This is a genomic window from Haloferax volcanii DS2 (genome assembly GCF_000025685.1).
Classification (GTDB): Archaea; Halobacteriota; Halobacteria; order Halobacteriales; family Haloferacaceae; genus Haloferax; species Haloferax volcanii.
In genome coordinates this window covers 258,143-279,066 of record NC_013964.1, presented here as the reverse complement: position 1 = coordinate 279,066, position 20,924 = coordinate 258,143, and the positions used below count along the sequence as shown (strand labels likewise).

General features: G+C 62.7%; 16 protein-coding genes. 6 read left to right on the top strand and 10 right to left on the bottom strand.

Annotated features, from left to right (window positions below):
* Window positions 1-959: 959 nt before the first annotated feature.
* Window positions 960-2,126, bottom strand: coding sequence for an ISH3 family transposase (locus tag HVO_RS01150; protein WP_013034990.1), 1,167 nt, complete (start codon window positions 2,124-2,126; stop codon window positions 960-962).
* 620 nt (window positions 2,127-2,746) lie between these two features.
* On the opposite strand from HVO_RS01150, the gene HVO_RS01145 reads away from it, so the two are divergent.
* Both HVO_RS01145 and HVO_RS01140 read left to right on the top strand, forming a co-directional pair.
* Window positions 2,747-4,282, top strand: a complete 1,536-nt coding sequence (locus HVO_RS01145; RefSeq protein ID WP_004041303.1) for an alpha-N-arabinofuranosidase — start codon at window positions 2,747-2,749, stop codon at window positions 4,280-4,282.
* Between the two features lie 78 nt (window positions 4,283-4,360).
* Complete coding sequence (locus HVO_RS01140; RefSeq protein WP_004041304.1) at window positions 4,361-5,695, top strand: sialidase family protein; 1,335 nt, start codon at window positions 4,361-4,363, stop codon at window positions 5,693-5,695.
* Window positions 5,696-5,697: 2 nt separating this feature from the next.
* Here HVO_RS01140 and HVO_RS01135 read toward each other — a convergent pair whose 3' ends face one another.
* The 4 genes from HVO_RS01135 to HVO_RS01120 all read right to left on the bottom strand — a co-directional run bounded on the left by HVO_RS01135 (window position 5,698) and on the right by HVO_RS01120 (window position 9,600).
* Window positions 5,698-6,417 carry a hypothetical protein gene (locus HVO_RS01135; RefSeq protein WP_004041305.1) on the bottom strand — a complete coding sequence of 240 codons (720 nt, stop codon included), beginning with the start codon at window positions 6,415-6,417 and terminating at the stop codon, window positions 5,698-5,700.
* Window positions 6,414-7,289 (bottom strand): carbohydrate ABC transporter permease, encoded by an 876-nt coding sequence (locus HVO_RS01130; RefSeq protein ID WP_004041306.1) that lies wholly within the window; start codon window positions 7,287-7,289, stop codon window positions 6,414-6,416. The genes HVO_RS01135 and HVO_RS01130 overlap by 4 nt, the downstream gene beginning before the upstream one ends.
* On the bottom strand, window positions 7,282-8,157 hold the full coding sequence (locus HVO_RS01125; RefSeq protein ID WP_006600104.1) for a carbohydrate ABC transporter permease: 876 nt from the start codon (window positions 8,155-8,157) through the stop codon (window positions 7,282-7,284). The genes HVO_RS01130 and HVO_RS01125 overlap by 8 nt, the downstream gene beginning before the upstream one ends.
* 63 nt (window positions 8,158-8,220) lie before the next feature.
* A complete protein-coding gene (locus HVO_RS01120; RefSeq protein ID WP_004041308.1) occupies window positions 8,221-9,600 on the bottom strand; it encodes an ABC transporter substrate-binding protein in 1,380 nt (459 codons plus the stop codon).
* Between the two features lie 210 nt (window positions 9,601-9,810).
* Here HVO_RS01120 and HVO_RS01115 point away from each other — a divergent pair, with 210 nt between their 5' ends.
* The 4 genes from HVO_RS01115 (at window position 9,811) to HVO_RS01100 (ending at window position 15,683) form a co-directional block, all read left to right on the top strand.
* Window positions 9,811-10,950: an ABC transporter ATP-binding protein gene (locus HVO_RS01115; protein WP_013034948.1), complete on the top strand. Its 1,140-nt coding sequence runs from the start codon at window positions 9,811-9,813 to the stop codon at window positions 10,948-10,950.
* Window positions 10,951-12,436: 1,486 nt separating this feature from the next.
* On the top strand, window positions 12,437-13,390 hold the full coding sequence (locus tag HVO_RS01110) for an AEC family transporter (protein WP_049914733.1): 954 nt from the start codon (window positions 12,437-12,439) through the stop codon (window positions 13,388-13,390).
* Window positions 13,391-14,318: 928 nt separating this feature from the next.
* Window positions 14,319-14,729: a cupin domain-containing protein gene (locus tag HVO_RS01105; RefSeq protein ID WP_004041311.1), complete on the top strand. Its 411-nt coding sequence runs from the start codon at window positions 14,319-14,321 to the stop codon at window positions 14,727-14,729.
* A 120-nt stretch (window positions 14,730-14,849) separates the two neighbouring features.
* On the top strand, window positions 14,850-15,683 hold the full coding sequence (locus HVO_RS01100; protein WP_004041312.1) for a phosphoenolpyruvate hydrolase family protein: 834 nt from the start codon (window positions 14,850-14,852) through the stop codon (window positions 15,681-15,683).
* Between the two features lie 63 nt (window positions 15,684-15,746).
* Here HVO_RS01100 and HVO_RS01095 read toward each other — a convergent pair whose 3' ends face one another.
* The 5 genes from HVO_RS01095 to HVO_RS01075 all read right to left on the bottom strand — a co-directional run bounded on the left by HVO_RS01095 (window position 15,747) and on the right by HVO_RS01075 (window position 20,786).
* Window positions 15,747-17,006, bottom strand: coding sequence for an outer membrane protein assembly factor BamB family protein (locus tag HVO_RS01095; protein ID WP_004041313.1), 1,260 nt, complete (start codon window positions 17,004-17,006; stop codon window positions 15,747-15,749).
* 189 nt (window positions 17,007-17,195) lie between these two features.
* Window positions 17,196-17,939, bottom strand: a complete 744-nt coding sequence (locus tag HVO_RS01090) for an ABC transporter ATP-binding protein (protein WP_004041314.1) — start codon at window positions 17,937-17,939, stop codon at window positions 17,196-17,198.
* Window positions 17,936-18,694, bottom strand: a complete 759-nt coding sequence (locus tag HVO_RS01085) for an ABC transporter ATP-binding protein (protein ID WP_004041315.1) — start codon at window positions 18,692-18,694, stop codon at window positions 17,936-17,938. The genes HVO_RS01090 and HVO_RS01085 overlap by 4 nt, the downstream gene beginning before the upstream one ends.
* Window positions 18,694-19,848: a branched-chain amino acid ABC transporter permease gene (locus HVO_RS01080; RefSeq protein WP_004041316.1), complete on the bottom strand. Its 1,155-nt coding sequence runs from the start codon at window positions 19,846-19,848 to the stop codon at window positions 18,694-18,696. Before HVO_RS01080 ends, HVO_RS01085 begins: the two co-directional genes overlap by 1 nt.
* The gene (locus tag HVO_RS01075) at window positions 19,845-20,786 is read right to left on the bottom strand and encodes a branched-chain amino acid ABC transporter permease (protein WP_004041317.1); all 942 of its coding nucleotides are present in this window, start codon (window positions 20,784-20,786) and stop codon (window positions 19,845-19,847) included. The genes HVO_RS01080 and HVO_RS01075 overlap by 4 nt, the downstream gene beginning before the upstream one ends.
* Window positions 20,787-20,924: the final 138 nt, after the last annotated feature.

Below are 20,924 nucleotides of genomic sequence, written 5' to 3'. Positions count from 1 at the left end.
GACTCCTCTTCCGGCGCTGCGGTCCGCGGCCGCGATTCAGCTAAGCGGTGTGGTTGGTCGGTTATCGGTTCGGCTGTCTGTTCAATCTGCTCCCCGCGGAAGGACGTATCCACACGAGTCGCAGACGAAGGCGATGTCGTAAAACGAATCGTAGATGGCGAGACTGTGACTGCACTTTGGGCAACGCATGCGTTTCGTGTAACCATTCGATAGTCACTTAACCCTTACCACGACGATTGTCGTATCGCTCGAAGGGCAGTTGCGTTCAGTCCCGATATTAATATTTGCAGAGACGAAAACATTAATGTCGAACTCAGTCGTCAAGCCATATGGTCGATAGCGCAACCGACCAAGAGACTAACGTATCAGTCATGTCACAGACGTGGTGATATGCGCAGAGTCGGTCTGTCCCGACCGAAGCTCATGAACACCTGACAGCACTACCACGTCGAGCTCAGCACACCACCCGCTGCCATCATTTTTTGGAACGTCGTACCGGTTCCAGCACCGACGCTATACCGAGGTAGAACCCTTGTGCGCGCTTGCAACCGACCGGGTCGCAGACCAGTTGGTCGCCTGACTCACCTGAGTTCACGATGACGGCTCTGTCCCGTTTTCCCCAGCCGGTCTGCTGTTCTCGATACCAGAAACACGGGGCTCCTTCCCCGATGTGTGAATTGAAACGTACGCGTGTCGGGTCCTTGAGTCGGTCAAAACGCTCTCCACGGACAAAAGCCCGACCGCAACCGCCTGACAGCGCTCCAGAAACCATCCTCAGTACCTCACAAAGCATCCTCGGCTAGCTGTTTCTGAAGCCTGAGTTCTGTGGCGGAGCGGTTGGACTGGCGGTTTCGACGAGAGAATCATGGACGGATCGGCGGAGAGCCGTCGCTGTCGGCGGCGGCTGCCGCCGACGCGACAGCGTCGCCACTCCCACCGTTGGCTAGCCCGGTCGGGAGTTACCGGTGGAACCGGTCGTCTGGTGGTCGGTTCGCGGGGACGGCCCGACGCACCGCGAGGGCCGTCCACGCTGCTCGACGGACCATATTGATGAACTCCTTGAACGACCACTCCCAGAGGCGACGCCCCCCACGGCGGGGCGTCGCCACGTACTCCCAGTGCAAATACCGCCAGACGTTCTGTAACAGCAGGCTCACCACGACGTACAACAGCCGTACGACCGGATTCTGTGTCGAGGTCGTCGCGATACTTTGCTCGGAGAGTCGATAGCTTGCCTCGATACCGAAGCGTTTCGCGTAGTGGTATCGAGCGTCTCGTGGTGAGTTGATGAACGGCGCGTCAGCGGCGTAGCCGTGACGCGCCACCCCATGTTCGTCGTACCGTCCGTTCTGGTAGGTACAGTCGATGTAGACGGGAAACTCGACGGTCCAGCTGTGACCGTCGAGTTTCGCTGTCAGACTGTGCTGAATCACGCGACTCCACCCTTCTGAGAGTTCTCGCTTGATCGTCCGTCCCCAGCGGACGATCGGCATGACGTACGCGTGGTTGTGCGCCTGAAGCAGCGTCAAACACTTGCTGTCGTAGAATTCGCGGTCAAGATAGACGGCCTTGACACCGAGGTCAAGGCCGTCGAGAATACCGAGGAACTCTGCGAGGACACTGCTGGCGGTGTCGCCGTATTCGAGACGGCGCACCGCCAGCGTGTAGCGTTTGTTCTTCACGCGTGCGTACAGTGTCGCGTACGCGTGGAACGCGGTGGTTCCACGCTTCGCTTGTGAGTGATACAGGCCGTCCGTGTCGTCTTCGTCACCATAGTAGGGCCGCAGGTGGAGGTCTGCGCAGACCTCCACCTGCTGGGGAAGGACGTCGAGAACGTCTTTCTGGAGGAGCATGTTGCCAACCTGTTCGAGCGTTTCTAGATCGAATTTAGTGCGGAGATGGTAGAGAACGGAGTTTTCGTGGGGTGCATCTTCGCTTCTCTCACAGAGCGTTGAGACCGAGGTCCCGTCGGCGCACGCGCCGACGAGGACCTCGTAGATGTCTTCAGCATCGAGTTCAGCGTTTTCACCGAGAGTGAGAGCAACTTCCTCGTCAAGGGAGTTGACGAGGAAGTTAAGGAGCTGGTCCTCATGGATTTCACTGTCTGCTTGCTGGGTTTTAGACACACCTTCTGCAAGCAGACCTTCTAACTAAACGGCTTTGTGAAGTACTGATCCTCGTTACAGTCTGGAGACGGCTGCGTGACTGAGATACGGTTTTCGCGAGCGCGGATGCGCCATCGACATCGACGAGTCCCTGCGGATTCCCGGTGCGTCAACCTCTGAACGTCTCCGCGACGTTCCGTGAACGGCTCGTATCTCGCGTCGGCTCGTCGCTCGGTGAGGATAGATTTCACGAGGAGTCCGCTGGATGTCTCCGAGAACGACGATTGTCGTCGAACTACCCATCCGCGACGATGGTTCCCGGTTATTTGCCGCTATTCATTATGCTGGAACAACACGTCGGGTTCCTCGAAACCGGCCGAGAAGACCGGTTTCGGAGAGTATCCACTTTGGGCGCCACGGAGATTACATATTTACCTTTGTAATTGTAATGCGTGGAACGACGTTAGCTAGTTCTGAAATAGGGAACCTTGGTGCGGTTGCACCGAACGCGTCTCTCACCGACTTGCGCTCCCAACGCTTGACGCGGGTTCATCGCTTATCCGGACCGTTCCACAGCGCATCTCGTGTAAGCAGGGAACAAGGCACAATAGTTATCTAACCGGGTACTGATGGGAGAACGTATGCAGAGTGAAGTACGCGTTAGCAGTCACGAGCCGATAGACCGTATCTCGGAGAACATCTACGGCCACTTCGCCGAACACCTCGGACGCTGTATCTACGGCGGTCTCTGGGTCGGTGACGACGACAGAGTCGAGACCGAAGACGGCATCCGAATGGACACCGTCTCGCTGCTCCGCGGACTGAACATGCCGGTGCTTCGCTGGCCGGGTGGCTGTTTCGCCGACGACTATCACTGGGAAGACGGCGTCGGCCCGCGCGACGAGCGTCCCCGACGGCGGAATCTGTGGTGGACCCAGGGGCGCGAAAACCTCCCCGAGGAGTCCAACGAGTTCGGGACGGACGAGTTCCTCCGACTCTGCCAACTCCTCGACACGGACCCGTACATCGCGGTCAACGTCGGGTCGTCGACGCCGCAGGAGGCGCTCGACTGGATCGAATACTGCAACTACGGCGGCGACACGGAACTCGCTAACAGACGGCGAGAGAACGGCCAAGAAGAGCCGTACGGGGTGAAGTACTGGGGCATCGGGAACGAAAACTGGGGCTGTGGCGGCCGGTTCGCACCCGACGAGTACGCCGACGAATACCGCCGGTTCGCGAACTACTTCAACGGCTTCGACAAGCTGATGAACGAGGAGTCGACGGAGTTCATCGCGTGCGGACACCTCACGGACGACTGGAACAAGGTCTTCTTCGACAGCCTCAACGGCGGCATGGAGTACGGTCCGGGCTCGTTCCTCGGCATGGGGTCGCCGTTCAACCTGATGGACCACTTCTCCGTCCACCGCTACTATCAGGCGGGCGGTGACACCGACTTCACCGACGAGCAGTACTACAAGATTTTCGCGCGCGCACAGAAGGTCGGCGGGGACATCGACCGAGCCGCCGAGACGATTTCGCAGTACGTTCCGGAGGACGAAATCGGCATCATCGTCGACGAGTGGGGCGTGTGGCATCCGGAGGCGCGGAGCGACAACGGACTGGAGCAGGAGAACACGGTTCGGGATGCGCTGACGACCGCCGGCGTCCTCGACCTCATCCACGAGCGGGCCGACGTCGTCTCGATGGCGAACATCGCACAGCTCGTCAACGTCTTGCAGTGTCTCGTCCAGACCGACGAAGAGGACGCGTGGCGGACGCCGACGTATCGCGTCTTCGACCTGTACGAGAACCACGTCGGCCGGACGGCGCTCGAAACGAGCGTCGACACGGAACAGCGCACTATCGAAGGCGAAGAAAACGACGTACCGATGGTCTCGGCGTCGGCCTCTGAGGGCGACGGTGAACTGTTCGTCACGGCCTCGAACCGCCGCCACGACGAACCGGAGACGCTCACCGTCGACGTCGGGTCGTCGGCGTACTCGGTGTCGTCGGCGACCGTTCTCTTCGAAGGCAACGACATCCGAGAGTACTCGACGAAGGAGAACGCGGACTCGTTCGAAGCCGATGTCTTGGACGTCACCGACGAGGGCGACGGCACGGTCACGTTCGACGCGCCGCCGGCGTCCGTCGTCGGTCTGACGCTGACCGAGTAACCGCGCCGCCACCGTTCTATTTTGAGCTGACGGCGGGGGTACAGTTATTGTAGTCCCGTGTTAACATGCGGCTGCGTCATGAGCGAACGCAATTCAAGCCGCCAGCATAGCCGCCGGAAGTACCTCGCCGCGCTCGGCGCTGCCGGGGTCGCAGCGGTCGGGTCAACCGGCGTTATCGCGGGCCGCGGACGCGACGACGAACAGACAGACGTCGAAGGGACGCTGTACTCGCCCCCGTCGGGCGCGCCCGCTCCCGGGTCGCTGTATCCCCGCGTCACGCGACTGAAACGCGGGTCGGGGAAAGGCAGCGAGAAGCAGTTGCTCGCGACGTTCGAGTACTATCCGTCGATGAGCGGCGGGTCGAGGCCGTACTTCCCCGTCTACCGAAGCACCGACGGGGGAGAGACTTGGTCGAAGTTCTCCGAGATTCACGACACGAGCGGGAAGGACTGGGGGCTTCGATACCAGCCGACCCTGTTTGAACTCCCGCACGCCGTCGGTCCGTGGCCGGCCGGGACGGTCCTCGCCGCCGGGAACTCCATTCCGATCCTCGACGACCCCGAAGACGTCCCCGAAGGTGAGGTCGGCGAACTCGGTGAGACGAGCATCGACCTGTACGCCAGCACCGACCGCGGGGAGTCCTGGGAGTTCGTGAGCACCGTCGTCACGGGCGGCAAAGCCGTCCCTTACGACGGGAACAGCCCCGTCTGGGAGCCGGAACTGGGACTGGACGACGACGGGAACCTCGTCTGTTACTTCGCCGACGAGCGGATGGGGAGCGACGACGACTACAATCAGTTGGTCGCGTACAAGGCCTCGGAGGACGGCGGCCAGTCGTGGGGCGACGAGCAGTTCGTCGCGGCCATCCCGGACGAGACGACACGCCCGGGGATGCCCACCGTCACCCCGCTCCCCAACGGCACGTACGTGATGAGCTACGAGGTCATCGGGCCGGACTACCTGTACGGCGAGGTCCACGTCAAGACCTCGCCCGACGGGCGGGAGTGGGGCGACCCGACGGACGTGGGGACCCTCGTCTCGACGGCCGACGGTCGGCGGTTCATCAACGGCCCGTACGTGACGTGGACACGGGCCGGCGGCAAAGACGGAACGATACTCGTGTCCGGAAAACAGCTCGTCGACGGGAACCGCGACCTCGCGGAGGGGAACGGCGAGGTCGTGCTCGCGAACTCGAACCTCGACGGGAGCGGCGACTGGGAGGCGGTCGACGCCCCGCTGTCGTTCGAGACGGAGGGCGACCTCGGCGGTCGGGCGTTCGTCGGGTGGACGACACCGCTGCTGCCCTCGCGCCACGGGGACGAACTACTGCAACTCACGTCGGTCGCGGACGGCCCGAATCTCTGTGAAATCAGTTACGGCGTCCAGTCGCTACCCCTCGACGACGGGACGTAGCGTCACCGTCGAAACGTCGCGGAGAACTCGTTTTTCGGACTCTCACCGGAGACTGGACGGTCGGTCGGCGCGGTCGCGTCGGCTGTGTCGGCCGCGTCGGTCGCATCCTCTTCTCGGTCGCGCGTTTGGGCGGCCAGTTCCGTGTGGAACGCGGCCGCGAGCGCGGGAAACACGAGCGGGAGTGCGACCGTCAAGACCAGACATACGACGAACAGCGTCGCGGTCACGACGCCGACCAGCACCGTCGCCACCGGCCGCTCGACGGACCACCGGTAGCCGTCGGTGACGGCGTCGAACGCGTCGTCGCCCTGCGCGAGCGCGACGAAGCCCAGCGCGAAGACGACCCACGCGTGATACGCGAGATAGAACCCGACCATCCCGAGGACGCCCGCGAACGCCGACCCGGAGGCGGAGAACCGGCCGAGATAGAAGACGGCGAGCGCCGGGAACGCGACCAGGAGTCCGCTGAACAGGAGCGCGTCGAGCCAGTGGTCCGAAAGCGTCTCTCTGACGGCGTCGCGGTCGACGTGGCCATGTTCGCGGACGGAAGCGACGGCGCCGTAGACGCCCAACGTCGCCGGCCCGATTGTGACCAGCGGGACCGATGCGAGCACCCACGCGACGCTGATAGCGACCATCCGAACGGGGTGATGGAACACCGTTCGGACCGCGGCGACGAGCGCGCGGTGGACGCCGACGGTCCCGTCCGCTGACTCGCTCATCCCGTCGCGCCCTGCATCTGCACTGCTCGCACGATTTGTCCCTGGAAGATGAGGTAGATGATGAACAGCGGCAAGGACCCCAGAATCGCGACCGCCATGTGGAGTCCCGGCGTGTCGATGTTCCCCTGATAGAGGTTCACCAGTCCGATGGGAAGCGTGTACGCCGTCTCGTTCGACAGCACGAGGAGGGGCCAGAGGAACGCGTTCCAGTTGTAGACGAACATGAACAGCGCCAGCGCCGAGAGAATCGGCTTCGCGAGCGGGAGGATGATTCGGGTGTACACCTGGAAGGTGGTGAACCCGTCGAGCCTCGCCGCCTCCTCGTACTCGGCCGGGATGTCCTTGAAGAACTGGTAGAGGAGGAACACGCCGAGCGGGCTGGCCACGGCCGGCAGTATCACACCCCAGTAGGTGTTGATGAGGCCGAGGTCCGAGACGATCTGGTACAGCGGGACGATGTTCATGTAGTACGGGACCATGAAGCTCGCGAGGATAACACCCATGACCAGCCCTTGACCGGGCCAGTCGAGCCGCGTGAGCGAAAAGGCGATCATCGAGTCGATGACGACGATGAGCAGCGTCGCTCCGGCGGCGATGATGAACGTGTTGATGGTCCACTCGACGACGAGCGTGTTGTTCAGGAGGTACTGGTAGTGTTCGAGCGTTATCGGCTCGCCCGCGAGCGGCGGTATCCAGTACGGTCGCGGGTCGCGCAACAGCTCGGTCGGCTGGAAGGACCGAGAGAGCGTGTACAGGTACGGGACCGCCATGAGAACGGCGAGGCCGTAGAGGAACGCGTGGAGCAACACGTTCCGAACCGTGTCGCCGTCGAGCCGTGCTCGTATCGAGTCCTGCGATGTCGTTTCAGTCATTTGAATCACCGATTACTTTGAAGTTCACGATTGCGATGACGATGAGGATGGCGACCAGCACGTACCCCATCGCCGCGCCGTAGCCGAACTGCTGTTGGGAGAAGGCGCTCCGGTAGAGATAGTAGACGAGCGTGTCGGAGGTGTCCTTCGGGCCGCCCTGCGTCATCACGTACGGTTGTGCGAACACCTGGAACTGGAGGATGAACTGCACCATCACCACGAACACGACCGAGTTTCGCATCTGGGGCAGCGTGATATCCTTGAAGGCTCGCCAGCCGGTCGCGCCGTCGAGCCGAGCGGCCTCGTACAGCCGTTCGGGGATGCTCTGTCGGGCCGCCAGGAAAATGACGAAGTTGAACCCGACCAGCCACCAGACGGTCATGAACGCGAGCGCCGCCATGACGAGGTCCGGCGACGTGAGCCACCCCGGCGGGTTGTCGATGAAGAACCCGAGGTAGTAGTTTATCAGGCCGTAGCTCTGGGAGTACACCTGTCCCCACACCAGCGTCACGACCGCGACGGTGAGGACGTACGGACTGAAGTAGATGGCCCGAAGGGTTCGTTTCCCGGCCACGTCCCGGTTTACGCCGAGTGCCATTACCAAGCCGAGGATGACCAGCGCCGGAACCGAGATAGCGACGAAGAGGAGCGTTCCCTCCATCGCGTTGTAAAACACGGGGTCCTGAAACAGTTCCACGTAGTTCTGGAGGCCGACCCACTCCGTCTCGGTGAGGTCGAACTTGTTCGGGTACGTGTGGAGGCTCATGTAGAGCCCCTTCAGGGCCGGCCAGATGAGGAACACCGTGAACACGGCGAGGTACGGAAGCGACCAGACGATGCCCTCGATGGTCTCCTTCCGCAGACCCATAACGGTCTTGCTGTTCGCCGCGGTCTCACCTCCCATGATGCGTTCTGTTATCCCCATCTTCGATTACTCCGAGATGCCGTTCGAGACCGTCTGGATTCCGGAATCGATAGCAGCCTGTGGCTCGGAGTTCTGCGCCCAGATGTCGACGAGCCACGTGTACCAGTTCTGCGCGTTCGGGTCGCCGTTCGGGACCTTCGGGTGGTAGAAGTAGTCGCCGTCTTCGGCCATCTCGACGTACTTGTTGAGCGTCTTATCGTAGTACGGGCTGTTCTGGAAGGTGTCGGACTCGTAGATGCTGTTCGCGGCGGGCAGGTGACCGGCTTCGGCACCCCACGAGGGGTTCTGCGTGGTCATCCAGTGGGCGACTTCGGCGGCAATCTCCGACTTGGCGTCGCTCCGGCCCTCCTTCTTCGGGAGGACGATGGAGTGGCCGTCAGCCCAGACCTTATCCTGCTGTTTGTTCGGGCCGACGGTCGGTTCGAAGAAGCCCCAGTTGAGGTCGTCGACGCCGGACAGGGCGGCGACGTACCACGTCCCGTTCATCGCCATCGCGCACGTTCCGTTCTGGAAGGCGTTGTTCCCCCACGTGTCCTCGCTCGTGGCGGGGGCCCATCCCATGTCGCCGGTCATGTCGGAGAAGAGTTGGGCGATGTTCATCCCGGCCTCGCTGTCGAACGTCGGGTTCCACTCGTCGTCGTAGAGACTCCCGCCCTGCTGTTTGACCCAGGTACTCCACGTCCGGAACGACCCGAATCCGTCGTTGTACGGCGACTGCGTAAACGCGTGAGCGTCGGTGTTCTCGACGACCGCGTCACCCGCCTGCCGGAACTCCTCCCAGTTCGTCGGCGGGCTCTCGGGGTCCAAGCCGGCCTGCTCGAACAGGTCCTTGTTGTAGTACACGCCGATGGGATGCATGTCCATCGGTAGCGCGTTCACGTTGTCGTTGACGGTGACGAGGTCCCAGTGGCTTTCGGTGTAGTCGCTCTCCATCGACGCCGTGTCGGCGTAGGACCCGATTGCGTCGATACCGCCGTCCCACGCTCGCAGGTACGCGGCGTGCATGACCGCCATGTCTGGCGCTTCGCCGCCGGAGAGGGCGGTGAACAGCTTGTTGTAGTACTCGTTCCACGGGGTGCGTTGGCGGTTGATGGTCACCTCCGCGTCCGTGTCGAGCGGCTGTTCCTCGTTGAACTTGTTGACGATGCTCTCCATAATCGGCCCTTCGCCGCCGCTGAACAGCTCCCAGAACGTGAGCTCGTAGGACTCGCTCCGCGTGTTGCCGGAACTGCCGCCGTCACTGCTGTCGCCGTCACCGCCGCCACTTCCGCTATCTCCGCTGTTGTCGCTGTTACCGGCGCAGCCCGCGAGTGCGACGGTTCCCGCGACTCCGGCAGATTTGATAAACTTCCGACGGGTCCTGCTAGTGATAGCTTCTCGAACCATGTGTCATGTGTATATGTAGGGGTATGGATTAAACTATTTTCCGTGACTAATTCTGCCGGTAGATGAAATCCGACGCACTACTCGCTCGCCTGTCTGTCGTGGCGGCGCGGAGAGCGAGCGCCGTCCAGACTGCGCTCGCGTCCCCGAATGACGCGACTTCGAGCGGAGGTAACCACAACTATTATTAGTTCTCTTGGCAACCCACGAACAATGAGTACTGTTAGCATCGAAAACGTGCGAAAAGTCTACGGTGGCGACTCGGATATTGTCGCCGTCGACGACATCAGCTTCGAGATAGCGGACGCTGAGTTCCTGACTATCGTCGGTCCCTCGGGGTCGGGCAAGTCGACGTTGCTCCGTATGATTGCGGGTCTGGAAGATATCACAGAAGGGACGATACGTATCGGGGACCGGGTCGTCAACGGCGTCCAGCCGCAGGACCGGGACGTCGCGATGGTGTTTCAGAACTACGCGTTGTACCCGCACATGACCGCGCGCAAGAACATGAGTTACGGGTTGCAGTTGACGACCGACCTCCCCGAAGACGAGATAAACCAGCGGGTGATGGACGCGGCGGAGATGATGGGTGTTACGGACCAGCTCGACAAGCATCCTGGAAACCTCTCTGGAGGACAGCAACAGCGTATCGCCACGGGCCGCGCCATCGTGCGCGAGCCGTCCGTCTTCCTGTTCGACGAGCCGCTGTCGAACCTCGACGCCAAGCTCAGGCTGCACATGCGGACGGAACTCCAGCAGCTCCAAGACACGCTCGGGACGACGACGGTGTACGTCACTCACGACCAAGAGGAGGCGATGACGATGTCCGACCGCATCGCTGTTGTCGACGGCGGCGAACTCCAGCAGATAGGGACGCCGGAGGAGATATACAACGAACCTCGGAACCTGTTCGTGGGCGACTTCGTCGGGAACCCGCCGATGAACCAGTTCGAGGTACGACTGTCGGGCACGTCGCTGGTCGCCGACGGCTTCAGTTACGACCTCTCCGAGCGAGTTCTCGAACATATCAAGCAGTACGCCGATGGCGTAGACGAGTTCGTGCTCGGCATTCGGCCCGAGAACATCTCCCTCACAGACAGCGACGAGCCCAACGCGGTTCGAGCGTTCCTCGACGTCCGCGAGCCGGTGGGGTCGGACAACTACCTCCACTTCGACATCGAGGGCGAGGAGTGCTGGGTCCGCGTGCCTGGCGATGTCAAACCCGACACGAACCAAGAGCTGTCGCTCGCCTTCGACGAGGAGCGGTTGCATCTCTTTCGGCAGTCTGACGGCATCAACATTCTCGCACAAGAAGAACCACCGTTAGAGGTGACGGCTGGGCAGAACACCTGATAGCGGCCCTGTGAAACGCAACGAACCCGGTTTTCCGGAGAGCCACGGCTGATACTTGGAGCTAGTTTTATCGGAGGGGAGACGCGAGCGACGCGTGGTTCGATTCGTCGGTGAAGGCCGTAGTCGGCACTGCGGTTCGTCTCCGGCGAGGTGCGGCGACGCTATCGACGCCTCCCGGATCGCCGCCGATACAACCCGTGGATGACTGAACCGCTCATGCCCGCCCCGTAGTCTTGGGACGAACAACTGCATTCTGAAATACAGAATAGACTCCGCCCGGGGTGACCCGGCGGGACCGCCTGCAACGAACTAGTAGAAGCCGTCGGCTACTCCGGTGAACGATGGCTACACTGTACGTGCATAGACACGAAACCGAAGATAGTGTAAGAACGACTATACACACTCCCTTTCTCCGGTGGGTGGCACGAGACCGGTGGTCGTATTACGGCCGACTGTCTCCGTCGGTTCGACTCCTGACCATCGAGCGGTACGCCGATGAGCACAGTCTCCACAGTGTTCTTAATCTCAGAAAGTAGTTTCCATACTCACGCTGTGTTTCTCCTCTCGGCCATCAGTAAGTCCGTTCAGCGCAATTCCATTACACCCATAACGTTGTAATTGAATTCATCTTTGCCCTCTCGGTTGGTACTGAAGAGGCCATAGAAGGCTGAAAGTCCTATCTCTCGAAGCTGTTCTCTAATTCGGAATATACTCCGGTATCCATACCGGTCCGCCACCGTCCGACGAGCGTCCCACCGGACGTACCCCCCGAAGGAGTGGCCCGGTTGCGAGCCGACGTGGAGTGAGAGGTGGCTACGCAGGCCGCGGGGTCGACGTCGGTCAAACTTCGGATACGAACCGGGAGAGCGTGTCGTCGAACTGTCGTAGTTCCCGTAATGGCCTCACGACTCACAACTCCGCTCTCGACGACGTTTGCCGCGTACGCTTCCACTCGACCGGAGGTGAAGCCGATAGTCGTCCTGTCATGGTCATGGTCGCATCCCCCGCTCAGCGAATCGCGGTGTCGTTCCCGAACGGGTTTCGGTACTTTATATTGCGACTCTACTGAAATAGCACTGGTCTGTGAAGAAATCCAAATATTGTGAATAATGTGGATTATTTGAATAATTTAAAATACTGGTTGTTCTGTGGTGGCTATGGACCTGCGATACTCCTTTCAGTACGCACTCATGGATAATCTTTGAGAAAATCTGGATTGTGGGCTGTCGTTTCTCTCTGTCCTTTGATTTTCCGATAGTATCGTTGCATAACACATGCATGGCCACGAGGTTTTCGAAGGGGAAAGACCGGGTCACATCGCTATGGCGGTCACTCTCGTCGGCAACGGGTTTTGACCCGCACGTAACCGTCTCCGATACTATTTATATCAGAAGCGATATTGGACTGACATGGGCCCACAGCGACAGCGTAGAGTCTCAGTTGAACCCGTTCGACCGCCGAAGCGACTTTCCCGGGGAGACCGACCATGTCGTTAATGGGGGCGTTCACGAACGCGATTCTCCCGATACTCGGCGTCGCCGTCGTCGGCTATCTCCTGGCGCGAACGACGGACATCGATGTCGAACCGATAAACACGCTCGGGCTGTACGTGCTCATCCCGGCGTTGGCGTTCCACAGCATCGCCACGACGACCCTCGGCGGCGGGGAGGTCCTCAAACTCGGCCTCGGCGTCGTCGGATACTCCCTTCTCATGATCGTCATCGCGTGGGGCGTCGGCCGACTCGCGGGCGAATCGGGCCCGCTCCTCGGCGCGCTCATGCTGGCGGCGGCGTTCCCGAACTCGGGCTTCGTCGGCATCCCGCTTTCCGGATTCGCCTTCGGCGAGGTCGGACGGACGACCGCCGTTATCTACCTCACCATCCAGAACGTCGTGGTCTACACGCTCGGCGTCTACATCGCGTCCAACGGCTCCGACGCGGGCGCACTCGACGCCGTCACCGAGATATTCCGTCTCCCGCTGCTGTACGCCATCGTCGCCGGCGTCGTCGCCCGCGCGCTCGGGGTCGTCCCGCCGGCCGACGCGGCGCTCATGGAGACCGTCGGCCTCGTCGGCGACGCGTCGATTCCGGTGATGTTGCTCATCCTCGGCATCCAACTGGCCGAGACCGACGTGTCCGCGATATCGCGGTCAGTCGCCCCGTCGGCGCTGAAGCTCGTCGTCGCGCCGCTCGTCGGGTTCGGCCTCGCGCTCGCGTTGGGCTTCGGTGACCCGACAGTCGCAAAGGTGTTCGTCCTCGAATGCGCCACGCCCGCCGCGGTCATCCCGCTGGCGCTCACCATCGAGTACGCCGACGAGACGACAGTCGACGGCATCACTGCACCCGAGTACCTCAGTACGACCATCTTCACCACCACCGTCGCCAGCGTCGGCGTCCTGACCGTCCTCGTGGCGGTCCTCCAAGCCGGTGCGCTGTTCTGAACCGACTCGCGACGGCCGTATTCGGGCCGTCGCCGTCGGACCGCGCCGATTCACGTCTCGAAAACGTCCTCTGTGGTGCGCTGCTTGCATCTCGTGCACTCTCGGATACGCGTCTCGTCACCCGACGCGGAGTCGGTGCTGGTTGTGTTCTCGTAAACGGGGTGGGCCCAAGCGGTCGCCACGTCTCGCGGGTATTCAGAGTACTGCCGGCGTACCACCGTCACGACATCGCTCAGCGCTCACGCGGGGCGGACGCACAGAACGGAACTCGACTGGCGACCACGACTGACCCCTCCTCGTCTCGTAAACGCTTGGTAACGGTGTAGTAATTACAGACATATTCTTGTAATGGTTGTGTGACGAACGTACGTCAGTAATGCCGACCGAAGGTGCGGGCGAGTACCGACACGACGCCGAGCCACCCGCGCGCCTGCTCACCTCATTTTCGATATGAAAATCCGTGTTCGAGGAGTCGCCCTCGACCCCTCACGCGACTCGCGTTCGACACGCGAGCGACGCCGTTCGTGGCGGTCGGAATCCGCATCTGCCGCGCGAGGCGAAAATCGTTCGGGTCGACGAGGCGGGACAGTCCGCCGATGTCGGCACGGTACCCTCGCTTCGGCGGCGTTTCTCGGTCAGTCACCGACTGATTCGCGCTCGCGTCGCCCTCGAATGTACCTCTGTATTAATAATTTACAACACGAGAACGGAGCAGCCGCCGACGCGAGTGCCGACTGGTCGACTGGGGACGAACCGGGGTTTGAACCGCTCTTCCATCGGTTCAGTGGCAAAAATCCACGACCTGCTGCTCCGAGCCACTGTTTCCCTCTCGAAAACCGCGGCTCGGCCACGGCCGCTCTGCGGGTCCGGCAAGCGCGTTCGGCCCACCAAAATATTTAATAATTGATACTGTTTGACTCAGCACGTCATGGTATCCGAAAAGCGGTTCGTCCAGCCGGACGACGTGGAGACGATTCGATTAGACTGGGGCACGCTGAAGTGGATGAACGCCCCCGAGGTCACCGGCTCCGAGGGGTTCAGCGCCGGCGTCGTGTTGCTCGAACCCGGGAAGGGCCACGAGCGACACACCCATCCCGACAGCGAGGAGATACTGTACTTCCTCGGCGGCGAGGGCGAACAGACCATCGAAGACGAGACCCGGACGGTCGGCGCGGGCGACATGGTTCACATCCCGAGCGGCGTCGAACACAGCACTATCAACACCTCGTGGGAGCCGCTTCGGTTCCTCGCGGTCTACTGCCCGCCCGGCCCGGAAGCCGAAATCCGCGCGGACGACGACGCGACGGTCTTCCCGCCCGGCGAGTTCCCGGGCAACTGATTCGCGCGGTCGAGCGCCCTCGTACCGAACTTCGTCGCGGCCGGGTCGCTCGCCGGACATTCGGCTGCCGGTCGATTCTTCCGAAATATTAAAGTCGCACGCGATGGCCTGTCAACCCGGATGAAGTATACACGCGCTGAATCACTCGACCGTATCGAAGCCACGATTGAAGCCGGTGACCCGGTCATCGGTGCCGGTGCCGGTACCGGCATCTCCGCCAAGTTCGCGGAGCGCGGCGGCGTCGACCTCCTCATCATCTACAACTCGGGTCGCTACCGGATGAACGGTCGCGGCTCCCTCGCCGGCCTCCTGCCGTACGGCGACGCCAACGAAATCGTGGTCGAGATGGGTCACGAGGTCATTCCGGTCGTCGAGGACACGCCGGTGCTCGCCGGCGTCAACGGCACCGACCCCTTCCGCGACATGAGCGTGTTCATCGAAGACCTGCGTCGCCGCGGCTTCTCGGGCGTCCAAAACTTCCCGACGGTCGGACTCATCGACGAGGACAGCAGCTACCGGAAGAACCTCGAGGAGACCGGAATGGGCTACGACAAGGAAGTCGAGATGATTCGCGAGGCGAGCGAGCAGGGGATGCTGACGTGCCCGTACGTCTTCACCGAAGAACAGGCCGCGGCGATGACCGAGGCCGGCGCGGACGTCATCGTCTCGCACATGGGGCTGACGACTTCGGGCGACATCGGCGCGGAGACGGCGCTCGACCTCGACGACGCGGCCGAGCGCGTGCAGGCGCACCACGACGCCGCCAAGGCGGTCCGCGACGACGTACACGTCATCTGCCACGGCGGCCCCATCGCGTGGCCCGACGACGCGGCGTACGTCCTCAACAACACCGAGGGCGTCGTCGGCTTCTTCGGCGCGTCGAGCATCGAGCGCCTCGCCACCGAGGAAGCCATCGAGAATCAGGCGCGCGAGTTCAAGGAAATCGAGTTCTAGAGGGGTCTCCAAGCCACAGCTACCGAATACGGGCCGTCGTGAGGGCTGTCCCGCGCCGCCAAGCTACTCGACTGCGTACACCTTCGCGTCCGTCCCGCCGAAGTACAGTCGCCCGTCGACGAGCGCCGGACTCGACCCGACGCCGCGCCCGTCGATTTCCATGAACCACTCTTCTTGCCCGTCCGTCGTGATGGCGTGGACGCCGACGCCGTCGCCGTCTGACTGCCGGTGCGTTCCGACGTAGAGCACGTCTTCAGTCAGGACGGGACTGCTCCCGACTTCCAGCGCCGGCGTCTCGAAGCTCCAGTTCTCAGCGCCGCTCTCGCGGTCGAAGCGGAACACCTTCGCGTGGTTGATCGTCGGGTCGTCGAGCGTGTTGTACGGCGTGTGACCGACGTAGACGGCCTCCTCGCCGACGGCGACTGACCCCGAGATGTACCGGCCCGCCGTGTCCGCGAGCCACTCCTGTTCGCCCGTCGCCGCGTCGGCGGCGTGGACGTTCCCGTTCCAGTCGGTGAAGTAGACGGAGCCGTAGGCGACCGCCGGACTCGACCATATCATGTCGCGGGTCTCGTAGGTCCACTCGACCTCGCCGGTCGACCGCGACAGCGCGTACAGCGCCTCGTCGGAGGTGCCGACGTACACGCGGTTGTTCGTAACGGCCGGCGTGCTGACGACCTCGTCACCGACTTCGTACCGCCACTCCGTCTCCCCCGTCTCGGCGTCGAGGGCGTACACCCAGCCGGTCTCCGAGACGTTGGCCTCCTCGGCGTACCACGCGCACGCGAGGTTGTGACACCCGACGCCGGTGTAGACCGTGCCGTCCCAGACCGTCGGGCTCCCCCGAATCAGGCCGCCGAACCCACGGGACCAGCGCTCCTCGCCGGTCCCGGCGTCGAGCGCGTACAGATGTTTGTCGTACGACCCGACGTAGACGACGCCGTCGGCGTAGGCCGGCGTCCCCTCGATTCGGTGTCCGGCCTCGAACGACCAGCGCTCCTCGCCGGTCTCGGCGTCGAGCGCGTACAGCGCGCTGTCAGCGCTCCCGATGTAGACGGTGCCGTCGGCGACGATTGGGCTCCCCCAGAACGCGTCGCCCGCCTCGAACGTCCACTCTACCGAGGGCTCCGAATCGAGGGGTGACACGTCGCCGATGTAGCCGGTGTTGTAGCGCCCTCCGCGGAACGTCGGCCACGAGGTGACGGGCTCGGACACGGGGTGGCGCTCGGACGCGGACGCCACCGGGCGTTGACATCCCGCGGTGAACGCGAACGCCGACGAGGAGAACGCGGCGAGAAACCGTCGTCGATTGGTCCGTTTCATGTCCCGTGTGTTCGAGTGTCACGAAATAATATTGTCGACTGATTGATGGCGGCTGCGGGTTGGGTTCCGACTTCGAAATTCGAGACTGAGGCCGAGGTAGGTGTCGGAACGAGAACGGGCCGAAACGGAATCGAGGTGGGATAGAACGGAGCGCGGTCGGTCGCGCCGAGGAGCGCGAGGCCGGCGCGGTCAGACGACGAGGTACTCGTCGAGGTCTTCGGATTCGAGTTCGTCCACGGTGCCTCCGTAGACGATGTCGCCCTGATCGAGCACGTAGCCGCGGTCCGCGATGCGGAGCGCCTCGCGGACGTTCTGCTCGATGAGAAGCACCGTCAGCCCTTGGTCGGCAATCTCCGTGATGGAGTCGCCCACCGCCTTGACGATTTGCGGGGCCAGTCCCTCGGTCGGCTCGTCCAGCAACAGCAGTTTCAGGTTCGGCAGCCTGAGCGTCCGCGCGATGGAGAGCATCTGCTGTTCGCCGCCCGAGAGCGTCCCCGCCTGTTGGGTGCGCCGCTCGTCGAGTCGCGGGAACAGGTCGTACAACTCGTCTATCGACATCGTGCTCTCGCCGCCGCCGAGGCCGCCCCGGCGGATGGTGTTCCACCAGCCGCGCGTGATTTTCGACATTTCGAGGTTCTCCTCGACCGTCAGTTCGGTGAACAGCCGCCGCCCCTCGGGGACGACGCCGATGCCGCCCATGGCGATGTTGTCGGCCGGCCAGTCCGTGATGTCGTCGCCGTCGAACCGAATCGACCCTGACCGAATCGCCGGCGGTTCGGTCCCGGCGATGCTGCGGACCGTCGTCGTCTTCCCCGCGCCGTTGCGGCCGAGGAGCGTGACGACCTCGCCCTCGTCGATATCGAACGAGACGCCGCGGAGAATGTGGCTCGGCCCGTAGTAGGCGTGCACGCCGTCCAGTTCGAGCAGGCTCATTGCTCCCCACCTCCGAGGTAGGCCTCGCGGACGGCCGGATTCTCCCGAATCTCCTCGGGAGTCCCCTGCGCGATGAGCCGTCCTTGGTGGAGCGTGAAGATGCGGTCGGACACGTCGAAGACGATGTCCATGTCGTGTTCGACGAGGAAGATGGTCATCCCCCAGTCGGCCAGCAGGTCGTGGATGAGGTTCACCGTCATCTGCGTCTCCGTCGGGGACATGCCGGCGGTCGGCTCGTCCATGAACAGCAGGTCGGGGTCGGTCGCCAGCCCGATGGCGACCTCCAAGCGCCGCTTGTCGCCGTACGGGAGCGAGCCGGCTTCCATCCGGGCCTTCGAGTCGAGGCCGATGGTGTCGAGGATGTCGTTCGTTCGCGATTGGACCTCGTCGAAGGAGTCCCGTCGGCGGAAGAAGTTGACCCGAAAGGAGCCGTGTTCGGCCGCGAACGACGCGACCTGCACGTTCTCGCGTACCGTGAGTTCGGGGAGAATCGACGCGGTCTGGAACGACCGGCCGACCCCGAGCTGTGCGATTTCGAACGGTTTCATCCCGACGAGCTCGGTGCCGGCGTAGGACACTTGGCCCTCGGTCGGGGGCAGGCGTCCGGTAATCGTGTTGATGAGCGTGGATTTACCCGCTCCGTTGGGGCCGATGAGCGAGACGAGTTCGCCTTCTTCGACGTCGATGTCGACGTCGTCGAGCGCCGTGAGCCCGCCGAACTCCTTGGTGAGTCCGCGGGTTTCGAGCAGCGCCATCAGTCCTCACCTCCCGGGGCGTCGCCGGTCGAGTCGCCGCCCGTGACTCGGGCCGTGATCGCGGCGACCAGCTCTCGGGGGTCGCGGAGCGCGCCGGTGAGCGCGGTAATCATCCCCCAGATGCCGTCGCGGTAGACCCACACGACCGTGGTAAAGGAAAGCGACAGCAGGAGCAGCCAGTAGTTGCCGAGCGTCGGGAAGCCGTTGACGATGCCCTTGAAGTAGAAGAACACGAACGTCCCGATGACCGGGCCGGCGAGCGTCCCGAGGCCGCCGAGGACGGTCATGACGACCACGTCGCCGCTGACGGACCAGTAGAGGCGCTCGACGCCCGCGAACTGGGTGTTGACGGCCATCAGTCCGCCGGCGAGGCCGACGATGGCCGCAGAGAGGAGAAACGCCGCGAACTTGTAGCGCCAGACGTCGAGACCGACGAACGCCGTCCGCGTCTCGTTCTCGCGAATCGCCTTGAAGATGAGCCCGTAGGGCGACTTGCGGATGCGCGTGATGGAGGCGACGACGGCGACGAAGAAGACGCCGACGAAGAGATAGAGGTTGTTCACGACGAGTTCCCCGAGGAGGCCGCCGTACTGGTGTTCCAGCTCGAAGACCCCGAGAACGTCCGACCGCGGCACTTCGAGGCCGTTTATCCCCTTCGTGATTTCCACGAGCGGCTCGCGGGCGAGGAAGTAGAGGAACTGCCCGATGGCGAGCGCCACGATGGAGAAGTACACCGTGTGGAGGCGCAGGAGAATCAGCGCCGCGACCGCCCCGAGGGCGACCGCGGCCAGCGTCCCGACGACGATGACCGCCAGCGGGTCGTTGTACACGTGAATCGCAAACAGCGCCGCGGCGTAGCTCGCGGTCCCGAAGAACATGGCGTGGCCGAACGAGAGGAGGCCGGTCTGTCCCAAAAGGAGGTTGAATCCGAGCGCGAATATCGACCAGATGAGGATGGTAATCGCCAGCCCGTGATAGCCCTGGAAGACGTCCGAGACGACCGGCGCGCGGCCGAATGCGTACGAGAACAGGAGGACGAAAAGCACCGACGACAGGAGGACGAACGACTCGGTGTGTTTGATTCGGTCCCAGGTGTCCCAGCTAATCAACGACGATGCTTCGGCTACGGTCTTGTGGATGTTGTCCGTGCTCATTGTCCGATCTCCGCCGAGGGGAAGATACCGCTCGGCCTAATCGTCAGCACCACGATGGCGAGCAGGTAGATGCTGGCCTGCGTCATGCTCGGTTCGAGTTCCGTCGCCACCGCGAAGGTGAGCCCGGCGAGGAGCGCGCCGACGACGGTCCCGCGCAAACTGCCGACGCCGCCCATGATGACGATGACCAGCGACGGGATGATTATCTCCATGCCGATTTCGGAGGTCACGTTGAAAAGCGACCCGCCGAGAACGCCCGCGAGCCCGGCGTACGCGGCTCCGACGGCGAATATCAGGAGGAACGGCCGCCCGATACGGATGCCGAGCATCTGCGTCATCTCGGAGTCTTCGGTCCCCGCCCGGACGGCGAGGCCGTAATCGGTGTACTTGAAGAACGCGAAGATACCGGCGACGAGCAACAGCGTGAGCGCGACGACGAGGACGCGTATCGTCGAAGCCGCGCTCATCCCCGGCGGCGTTCCGATGACGGGAAGGGATATCGCGCCCGTGAGCCACTCCGGGCGCGGGTAGATGGTCCCCGTTCGGCCGAAGAGGATGGCGACCAGCTCTTGGGCGGCGATGAGGATGCCGAACGTGACGAGCAGTTGGTCGAGGAGTTCTCGTTCGTAGAACGGTTTCGCAATCCAGCGCTCCATCGCGACGCCGACGACGAAGATGACCACCGGCGTCAACACGAGCGCGGGGACGAACCCCCAGTCGAGGCCGACCTGCCCGAAGTCGCTCAACAGCCCGCCGTACTGTTCGCTCGACGCGATGAGTAGGCCGATGTACGCGCCGCTCAGGTAGAGGACGCCGTGGGCCATGTTCACGTACTTGAGCGACCCGAACACGATAGACAGTCCGACCGCGACGAGCAGATACAGCGACGCGACGCTCAGCGCGATGAAGAGGAATCCGACGACGCCGTCGACGTTCATCGCAGCCACCTCGGTACAGCTGTGAGTAAGCAGTTCATGGTGTGCACGATTATCCATGAATTCTTCAGTATGTTAATCTTGCGTTTCGCTGACTTTTGACACGGCAGCGGCCCGCTCTCCGGGTGCGGCGCGGGTCGT